Origin of the sequence: Halomonas sp. NO4 (genome assembly GCF_010994375.1) — a bacterium.
GTDB lineage: Bacteria > Pseudomonadota > Gammaproteobacteria > Pseudomonadales > Halomonadaceae > Halomonas.
Map to the genome: position 1 here is coordinate 19,671 of NZ_WHMA01000037.1, position 8,033 is coordinate 27,703.

General features: G+C 68.5%; 8 protein-coding genes. 1 reads left to right on the forward strand and 7 read right to left on the reverse strand.

Going from position 1 to position 8,033, the window contains the following annotated elements; genetic code table 11:
• Positions 1-21: 21 nt before the first annotated feature.
• The 5 genes from FEF15_RS16725 to FEF15_RS16745 form a co-directional block, all read right to left on the reverse strand.
• A complete protein-coding gene (locus FEF15_RS16725; protein ID WP_163560300.1) occupies positions 22-816 on the reverse strand; it encodes a sulfite exporter TauE/SafE family protein in 795 nt (264 codons plus the stop codon).
• A complete protein-coding gene (locus FEF15_RS16730; RefSeq protein WP_163560301.1) occupies positions 813-2,192 on the reverse strand; it encodes a response regulator in 1,380 nt (459 codons plus the stop codon). The genes FEF15_RS16725 and FEF15_RS16730 overlap by 4 nt, the downstream gene beginning before the upstream one ends.
• A 103-nt stretch (positions 2,193-2,295) precedes the next feature.
• Positions 2,296-3,072, reverse strand: a complete 777-nt coding sequence (locus FEF15_RS16735) for an NRDE family protein (RefSeq protein ID WP_163560302.1) — start codon at positions 3,070-3,072, stop codon at positions 2,296-2,298.
• Positions 3,073-3,076: 4 nt separating this feature from the next.
• On the reverse strand, positions 3,077-5,338 hold the full coding sequence (ptsP, locus tag FEF15_RS16740; protein WP_163560310.1) for a phosphoenolpyruvate--protein phosphotransferase: 2,262 nt from the start codon (positions 5,336-5,338) through the stop codon (positions 3,077-3,079).
• A 107-nt stretch (positions 5,339-5,445) separates the two neighbouring features.
• Entirely contained in the window at positions 5,446-5,937 is a 492-nt protein-coding gene (locus tag FEF15_RS16745) for an RNA pyrophosphohydrolase (RefSeq protein WP_163560303.1), read from the reverse strand.
• A 207-nt stretch (positions 5,938-6,144) separates the two neighbouring features.
• On the opposite strand from FEF15_RS16745, the gene FEF15_RS16750 reads away from it, so the two are divergent.
• A complete protein-coding gene (locus tag FEF15_RS16750) occupies positions 6,145-6,801 on the forward strand; it encodes an HAD family hydrolase (protein ID WP_163560304.1) in 657 nt (218 codons plus the stop codon).
• On the opposite strand, the gene FEF15_RS16755 is transcribed toward FEF15_RS16750, so the two are convergent.
• Together FEF15_RS16755 and FEF15_RS16760 are read right to left on the reverse strand one after the other, a co-directional pair.
• Entirely contained in the window at positions 6,785-7,093 is a 309-nt protein-coding gene (locus tag FEF15_RS16755; RefSeq protein ID WP_163560305.1) for a helix-turn-helix domain-containing protein, read from the reverse strand. The two genes, FEF15_RS16750 and FEF15_RS16755, sit on opposite strands and share 17 nt — an antisense overlap.
• The gene (locus FEF15_RS16760) at positions 7,090-7,971 is read right to left on the reverse strand and encodes a HipA domain-containing protein (RefSeq protein WP_240454212.1); all 882 of its coding nucleotides are present in this window, start codon (positions 7,969-7,971) and stop codon (positions 7,090-7,092) included. The genes FEF15_RS16755 and FEF15_RS16760 overlap by 4 nt, the downstream gene beginning before the upstream one ends.
• Between the last annotated feature and the right edge of the window lie 62 nt (positions 7,972-8,033).

An 8,033-nucleotide genomic window follows, 5' to 3' on the forward strand; every position in this document is an offset into this window, starting at 1 on the left:
GGGTACCTCAGAGCAGGGATCTCACAGCAGGAATCTCAGGCCCACCAAAGCCAGCAGGGCGGCGAAGGCGAGGCGCAGCACATGGGCCGGCAGCACGTGGGCCAGCTTCGCCCCGACCCGGGCGAAGGGCACGCTGGCGATCACGATGCCGAGAAAGGCCGGCCACATCACGAAGCCGGTGGCCCCGGCCGGCAGCAGCGCGTGCCCCCAACCCACGACGATGAAGGTGACGGCGCCGAACAGCGCGATGGGCAGCCCGCAGGCCGCCGAGGTGCCCACGGCCTGGGTCATGCTCGCCCCGCAGCGTGACAGCCAGGGCACGGTGAGCGTACCCCCGCCGATGCCGAACAGTGCCGAGACGCCGCCGATCACCGCGCCTGCCACCCCCATGGCCAACCTGCCCGGCCGGGCGGCGCCCGCCTTGGGCGACAGGCCCAGCGCCATCTTCACTGCCACCCCCAGCACGAATAGCCCGAACAGGGTGCCCAGCAGGCCGCCGGAGAGAGTGCCCGCGACGAAGACGCCGGCCACGGCGCCGAGCATCAGGCCGGGCAGCAACGCCAGGAACCAGGGCTGGTGGATGCTGCCCTTCTGGAAGTGGGCCCAGGCGGAGGAGGCGCCGGTGACCACGATGGTGGCCAGCGAGGTGCCCACCGCCAGGTGCATGGCGATGCTCGCATCGACCCCTTGCAGGCCGAAGGCGAACACCAGGGCCGGCACGATGATCAGGCCGCCGCCCACGCCGAACAGACCGGCCATGGTGCCGGCAGCCGCGCCCAGGGCCAGGTAGCCGATCAGCGTAACGAGAAGACTCATGTCGTCAGGGATTCCTTGAAGGCATCGGGACGCCAGTGACGCAGCATGGCGATGAGGTTGTTGGGTCGATAGGGCTTGGCGAGGTAGTCGTCCATGCCGGCATCGCGAAAACGCAGCCGGTCGCTTTCCGAGGCGTTGGCGGTCAAGGCCACCAGCACGCTGCGCTCGCCGGCCGGCTCGCTCTGCTCGGCCTCGCGCCAGCGACGCGCGGTCTCCACGCCGTCCATGTCGGGCATGTAGATATCCATGAAGACCAGATCGTAGTGGTGTCGCTGGCGCCGTTCCAGGGCCTGGTAGCCGCCGGCCACGCTGTCCACGGCCAGCCCCTGCCCTTCCAGCACCTGGGTGGCGAGCATGCGATTGACCGGGCCGTCGTCGACCACCAGCACACGCACGGCGCGCCGCGATAGCACTTCGCTTCCGCCAGGGGGCAACGCGTGCTCATCGTCCACCAGGCTGTCGAGGAGCAGGCGCACATCGGCCGCCCGCTCGCGCAGCTCGGCCAGGCGCTGGGCCTCGACCCGTCCCAGAGCGCTTTCCAATTCCTGCTCGAGGTCTTCGAGCAGCGGGGCCAGTTCCCGGTGCAGCAGGGCCAGGTAGCGCGACTTCAGCCGCGACTCTTCCCGGGCGCGTTCGCGCGCCGTGAGCAGTTCATCGAGTTCGCCCGCGCGATCCACGGGCTCGGCGAAGAGCATCAGCTCGTAGCCGGGGCCGGTGAAACGCTCGACCTGGCGGTGCTGCCAGGCGCCCCGGGCATTGAGCAGTTGCATCCGCTCCGGCTCGCCTTCGCGGGTTCCCAGGCTGTGCAGGCGTGGCATGGGATCCTGGCCGAGCAGCGCCTCGAGCGGCTCGCCGAACAGCTGCTCCATGGCCCGGTTGAGGAGCACGATGCGCCCGTGGAAGAGCAGCAGTCCGGGGCGCGTGGTGCCGCTCAGCAGCTGGGCAAGCTGGGGGCGCTGCTGCCAGCCCGCCTGCAATCCCGCCAGGGTGTCGCTGAGGCTTCCCAGCCGGGTCTCCAGCGTGGCGTCGTCATCGGGCAGCCGGTCCGGCTCGTGCAGCCAGGGCGGCAGCAGCGCCGCCAGCTCGCGAGCACGCTGCTCGAGCTGCTCCAGGCCGCGGTCGAGCTCGGCCTGGCAGGTGCTCAGGCGGTGGCGCAGCTGCAGCAGGAAGGCCGCGGTGGTCAGGGCGGTGCCGAGCAGTAGCGACAGCAGCAGCCAGCCGGCTGCCGTCCAGGAGGCGGGGTCGGGCTCACCCAGCCACAGGAAGAGCCCGGCTGCCAGACACAGCAGCACGACCGCCAGCTGCGCCAGCAGCAACGGCCAGAGCAGCGGCCAGACAAGGCGAGTCCAGAGGCGATCCGTGCGCGGCGTGGGCATTCTCTTCCCTGTGGCGAGTCGACGATGGCCAGAGTGTACGCCGCCCGGCGGTGGCTGTCATGGCAGGGTCGTCGCCAAGCCGAGGGGCGGCCGGCCTGGCCGGCTACCCCAGCAACGTGACGCTGAGTTCGGATTCCCCGGCGGCGACGCCATGGGGGCCAAAGCGGCGCTCGCCCAGATCGATACGACGCTCGTGCGCATGCCAGGCCAGCCAGGTCATGGCGCGGGTACCGTAGCGCTCGCCGAGGATGAAGGGGGCGGAGAGCTGGCGCTCGCGCTCGAGGCCCACGCCGGTGTCGGGCAGTTGGACGTCATCGGCCGTTCGGGTATCGCCGAGCGCTTCCAGAACGGCTTCCGGCCAGCCCCGTGCTTCCTGGGCGTGGTGCAGGGCCTGGCGAGCGCGAATCAGCTTGGGCCAGGGCGTGTCGAGGCTGGCGTTGGAGAGGCCGTGGGTGCCGGGCGCCACCGGGGTGAGGATCAGCCGGTCGCGGCCGCGATGCAGGTGCCATAGCCGCTCGCCGTCGCCGGCCAGCAGATTGAAGCCGGCGTAGCGCCACCCCTCCCCCGCCGCCAGCCCTTCCAGCCAGGCCGGCAGGTCGGGACATTCCAGGGCATCGCGGACAAGCTGGCCGCGGCTGGGCGCCTGAGCCGACACCTTGAGCGCCGGGTCGCGGACATTGGTGACTGCCGCGACACGCCCGCGCCGGTGCACCGCCAGCCAGGTGCCGCCGGCCTCGAGGTCGCGACCGCCGGCAATGGACGGGGCGTCCTCCCAGACACCCAGGGGCGCTGCGGGGCGGTCATGGAACTCGTCACGGTTGGCGGCCAGGCGCAGCGGCACGGGCGTACCGGGCATGAAGCGCAGCACGATCAGGCACATCGGCTCAGTCCCGGGGCGGCAGCAGGTGGGCCAGCTGCCACTCGCCGAGCCGCGTGACCAGGTGGCTGCGCACGGCGGTGGGCGTGTTGAGGGCCAGGGTCTCCTGCACCAGGGTCTTCGCCGCATCCAGCGACACGCGGCGGATGGCGGCCCGCACCCGCGGCAGGCTGGGCGCGTTCATGGAGAGCGCACCGAAGCCCATGCCCATGAGCAGCAGCGCCCCGGCGGTGTCGCCGGCCAGCTCGCCGCACACCGAGATCGGCTTGCCCAGGCGGCGGGCGTCCTGGGCCAGGCGCGCCAGGGCGGAGAGCACGGCGGGATGGCAGGCGTCGTAGAGGTCGGCCACTCGCGGGTTGTTGCGATCCACCGCCAGCAGGTACTGGGTCAGGTCGTTGCTGCCCACGGAGAAGAAGTCGGTGCGCTCGGCCAGGGCATCGAGCTGGTAGAGGGTCGCCGGCACCTCGATCATCACCCCCACCTTGGGGCGAGACACCGTCACGCCCTCCTCCGCCAGCTCGCGAATGGCGCGATCGAGCATGCGCAGGGCATCGTCGACCTCGTCGACGTTGGTGACCATGGGCAGCAGGATGTGCAGGTTGTCGAGCCCCTGGGAGGCACGCAGCATGGCGCGCAACTGCACCATCAGTACCTCTGGATGGTCGAGCGTCACGCGGATACCGCGCCAGCCGAGGAAGGGATTGGCCTCTTCGATGGGAAAGTACGGGAGATCCTTGTCGCCGCCGATGTCCAGGGTGCGCATCACCACCGGCAGCGGGGCGAAGCTCTCCAACTGGTCGCGATAGAGGCGGGTCTGTTCCTGCTCGCCGGGGAAGCGCTCGGTAATCATGAAGGGCACTTCGGTGCGGTACAGGCCCACGCCGCTGACGCGCTTCTTGAGCGAGGCCACGATATCGATGGCCAGGCCGGTGTTGACCATCAGCGGCATGGTGTAGCCGTCCGGCGTCTCGCAGGGCAGGTCCTGCTCGTGCTCAAGCACCTCGGCCAGCGCCTGCTCCTCGGCGATGAGGCTCGCATAGTGGCTCTTGAGCTCTTCGGTGGGGCGCACGAAGAGCCGACCGCGATGGCCATCGAGCACCACCGGGGCCCCCGAGAGCCGCGGCAGCGGCAGGTCGACCATGCCCAGCACGGTGGGAATGCCCATGGCGCGGGCCAGAATCGCCACGTGGGAGGTACTCGAGCCGCGCACCGAAATCAGCCCGGCCAGCCGCTCGCGGGGTACCTCACCGAGGGTGGCCGCGCTGATTTCGTCGCCCACCAGAATGGTGTTCTCGGGGTAGGTGTCGGGGGTCTGCGGGCTCTCCTCCTGCAGGTGGCCCAGCACGCGGCGCCCCAGGTCGCGCACGTCGGCGGCGCGCTCGCGCAGGTAGTCGTCGTCGACGCGTTCCAGGTACTGCACGTGGCGGCGCACCACGTCGGCCAGCGCCCCGGGAGCCCACTGCCCCTCGCGGATGCGCTTCTCGACCTCCTGGGAGAGCGCCGCCTCGCCAAGCATCTGCTGGTAGACCTCGAAGAGCGCCAGCTCCTGGGCGGAAATGCGGTTGGCCAGGCGTTCGCCGGCCGCCTTGATCTCCTCGCGAACGCGCTGAATGGCCTCCCTGAGACGGGCGATCTCGTACTCGACGTCGGTGGGGATCAGATCCGGCACGCTGTTGAGATCGGCGGGCGGCGCGATGACCACCGCCTCGCCGATGGCCATCCCGGGCGAGGCGGCCACACCGGTGAACACCGCCTGGCCGCCGGTCAGGTTCGGGCGGCTCAGGCTGCCAGTGGCCAGGGCGTGGGCCAGCACGCCGGCCAGCTGCGCCCCCATGGTGACCAGGAAGGCCTCGTCCTCCTCGTCGTAGCGGCGTTTCTCGGCCTGCTGCACCACCAGCACGCCGAGCATGCGGCGCTGGTGGATGATCGGCACGCCGAGGAAGCTCGAGTAGCGCTCCTCGCCGGTGGCGGCGAAATAGCGAAAGCGCGGATGCGCCGTGGCATCCTCCAGGTTGAGCGGCTCTTCACGCTCGGCGACGAGCCCCACCAGGCCCTCGCCCACCCGCAGGCTGACGCGCCCCACCGCCTGGCTGTGCAGGCCGATGGTTTCCATCAGCATCAGCTCCTGGATATCGCTGTCGTAGAGATAGAAGGAGCAGACATCGGTCCGCATCGCCTTGCGGATGCGGCGCACCATGGTCGCCAGGGCCGCGTCCAGGTTGCGTGCCCCGTTGACCTCCTGAATGATCCGTCGCAATACCTCGAGCATCGGCGTCTTGCTTTCCATGATCGTTTCTCCCGCCTCGCTGAGGAGGACGCGACGCGCTCAGCGCGCGCGTCCACGGCACCGGGCCTTCCCGACCCGGCGGGGTGGCGTCAGTTGCCTTCCAGCGCCAGGCGCTGGGCGCGGGGAGACAGCTCCCGCAGGGCCCGGCGATACACCTCGCGCTTGAAGGGCACCACCTGCCCCAGGGGATACCAGTAACTGACCCAGCGCCAGCCGTCGAACTCTGGCTTGGCCGTGCCATCCATGCAGATGCGGCTTTCCTGGCAACGAATGCGAAGAAGGTACCACTTCTGTTTCTGGCCGATGCATACCGGCCGTGAATTCGTGCGAATCATGCGTCGCGGCAGGCGATAACGCAGCCATCCTCGGGTACAGGCCAGCACTTCGACGTCATCGGCGGTCAGGCCGATCTCCTCTTCCAGCTCGCGATAAAGCGCCTGTTTCGGTGTCTCGGATGCCTTGATGCCTCCCTGGGGAAACTGCCACGCATTCTGTCCTACCCGACGCGCCCAAAGCAGCTGCCCCTGGGCGTTGGCGATGATGATGCCAACGTTGGGGCGAAAGCCGTCAGCGTCGATCACGGACGTCACCTTGTTAAATCATCATTGAATCCATTCTTCCACAAGGGTGCAAAGCGCATCAATACGCAGCACGTCGAGGGTGCACGGGCGCGGCGCTTTCCGCCGCCCGGCCCGATCTGCCATAATCGCCCGCTTTGTGCTGTCTGATGCCTCAGACAGGCCACCAGACAGATCCAACACCGTCCGACACGACAAGAGGGGAATGCCGTGAGCCTGGCCATCTTCGACCTGGACAACACCCTGCTGTCCATCGACAGCGATCACGCCTGGGGCGAATTCCTGCTCGAGCAGGGGGCCGTGGATCCGGTGGCCTATCGCGAGGCCAACGACCGCTTCATGGCCGACTACGAGGCCGGCACCCTGGACATCCGGGCCTTCCTCGAGGTGGCGCTCGCGCCGCTGGCCGAGAACAGCCCCGAGCAGCTTGCCGCCTGGCACCAGCAGTTCATGGCCAGCCGGATCGAACCGCACATCCTGCCCAAGGGAGAGGAACTGCTCGCCCGCCACCGCAGCCGCGGCGACACTCTGCTGATCATCACCGCCACCAACCGCTTCATCACCGGCCCCATCGCCGAGCGCCTGGGCGTCGACGACCTGATCGCCACGGAGCCGGAAGTGGTCGACGGCCGCTACACCGGCCGCGTCACCGGCACCCCGAGCTACCGCGACGGCAAGGTGACGCGCCTCCAGGCCTGGCTGTCCGACAAGGATCTGATGCTCGATAACGCCTGGTTCTACAGCGACTCGCACAACGACCTGGCGCTGCTCGAACTCGTCGAGCACCCGGTGGCCGTGGACCCCGACCCCACGCTGCGCGAGGTGGCCGAGGGGCGCAACTGGCGGATCATCAGTCTGCGGGAGTGAGCGCTTTCCACAGTTCGGCCTGGCGGGGAACGAGGCCGACACGCAACCCTAGCGGCCGAAACACGCGATTCATCACCTCGATCGAGACGTTGCCCTTGCCCCGCTCCATGTCCGAGAGCGTGCGGCGGCTCACGCCCACCAACCGTGCGTAGTCCTCCTGAGAGAGCCGCAGGACCTCGCGACGCAGGGTGCGCAGCAAGGCTCCTTCACTGATCTCTCCCCGCCAGAGTTGGCGGGTCAAGGCAACCAGCCGTGCTTCCCGCTCCGTGGCCTCCAGGTCACGTGGTTTCATAGCAGCCCCCAGCGCTCCAGACGGGTTTCCAGGCTCATCAAACCAACGGCCGGCATATCGAGGATTCGCCTCGGCACCCCGCGCTCCCGCAGCCTCTCACTCAGACCCGCAAGCTGAGCGGCCTGATCGGCGAGTGCGCCCCGGAGACGGGCGGGATTGGCATGGTGCGATAATGCCTCGGCGATGGCCGTCCAGTCGTATTCCCCCCCTTCTTCGAAGGGCGCTCCCCAACGCATCGACCGGGTGACTCCCTCGGGGTCGGCCCGCATGGGGGCAAAATCATAGACAGGCGCGAGCCAGATGCCTTCCGGCCGCTTGATGAGCGCCGTGTTACGCCCATGGTTATCGGAATTGCCGAAGGCGATATTTAACAGGTCACGCCGCACCCATTCGATGACGAAGGCTTCGCTGTCGAACGACTCGCCAAGCTCTACGACACGATGCTGCAATTGCAGGCGCCTCACCAGTTGATCGATAACGTCGAAATGATTGAGGTGGCTGCCCGGTGCTGCGTTCAACAGTGAATAGACGGACTCGAGTCCGAAGCGCACCAGCGCACCCGCGCGTATCGCCACATCGAACCGGGGAAGCCAAAGCGATGGATAGCGCTCGCCTTCAATGAGCCGCATCGCCGAGGTGTCGATGGTGTCAACTCCCAGCGACGCCAACTCTCCGTAGTAGTGATACTCGGCACGCAGCACGTCACAGTCGTCTCGACTGCGACGACCCCGCGGAAATTTCACGAGATAGTGAGCGTCGGCACAGCGGGGATCGTCCTGCCAGGTATCGATCCACACCTGGTCGTCAGTCGTACAGCGCAGCAGAAGCTTAGGGGCTTCACCGCCCGCCCCGGTCGCACCGCCGCTAACTGCCCCCATCTGGTGACTGCTCCCCGCCCTAAGCGCTGACGCGCCACGGGCGAGGCTTCCCACTTCTCAGG

Coding starts and splice junctions, on each gene's coding strand:
- FEF15_RS16725 (WP_163560300.1), bottom strand. CDS start 816: ATGAGTCTTCTCGTTACGCTGATCGGCTACCTGGCCCTGGGCGCGGCT.
- FEF15_RS16730 (WP_163560301.1), bottom strand. CDS start 2,192: ATGCCCACGCCGCGCACGGATCGCCTCTGGACTCGCCTTGTCTGGCCG.
- FEF15_RS16735 (WP_163560302.1), bottom strand. CDS start 3,072: ATGTGCCTGATCGTGCTGCGCTTCATGCCCGGTACGCCCGTGCCGCTG.
- ptsP (WP_163560310.1), bottom strand. CDS start 5,338: ATGCTCGAGGTATTGCGACGGATCATTCAGGAGGTCAACGGGGCACGC.
- FEF15_RS16755 (WP_163560305.1), bottom strand. CDS start 7,093: ATGAAACCACGTGACCTGGAGGCCACGGAGCGGGAAGCACGGCTGGTT.
- FEF15_RS16760 (WP_240454212.1), bottom strand. CDS start 7,971: ATGGGGGCAGTTAGCGGCGGTGCGACCGGGGCGGGCGGTGAAGCCCCT.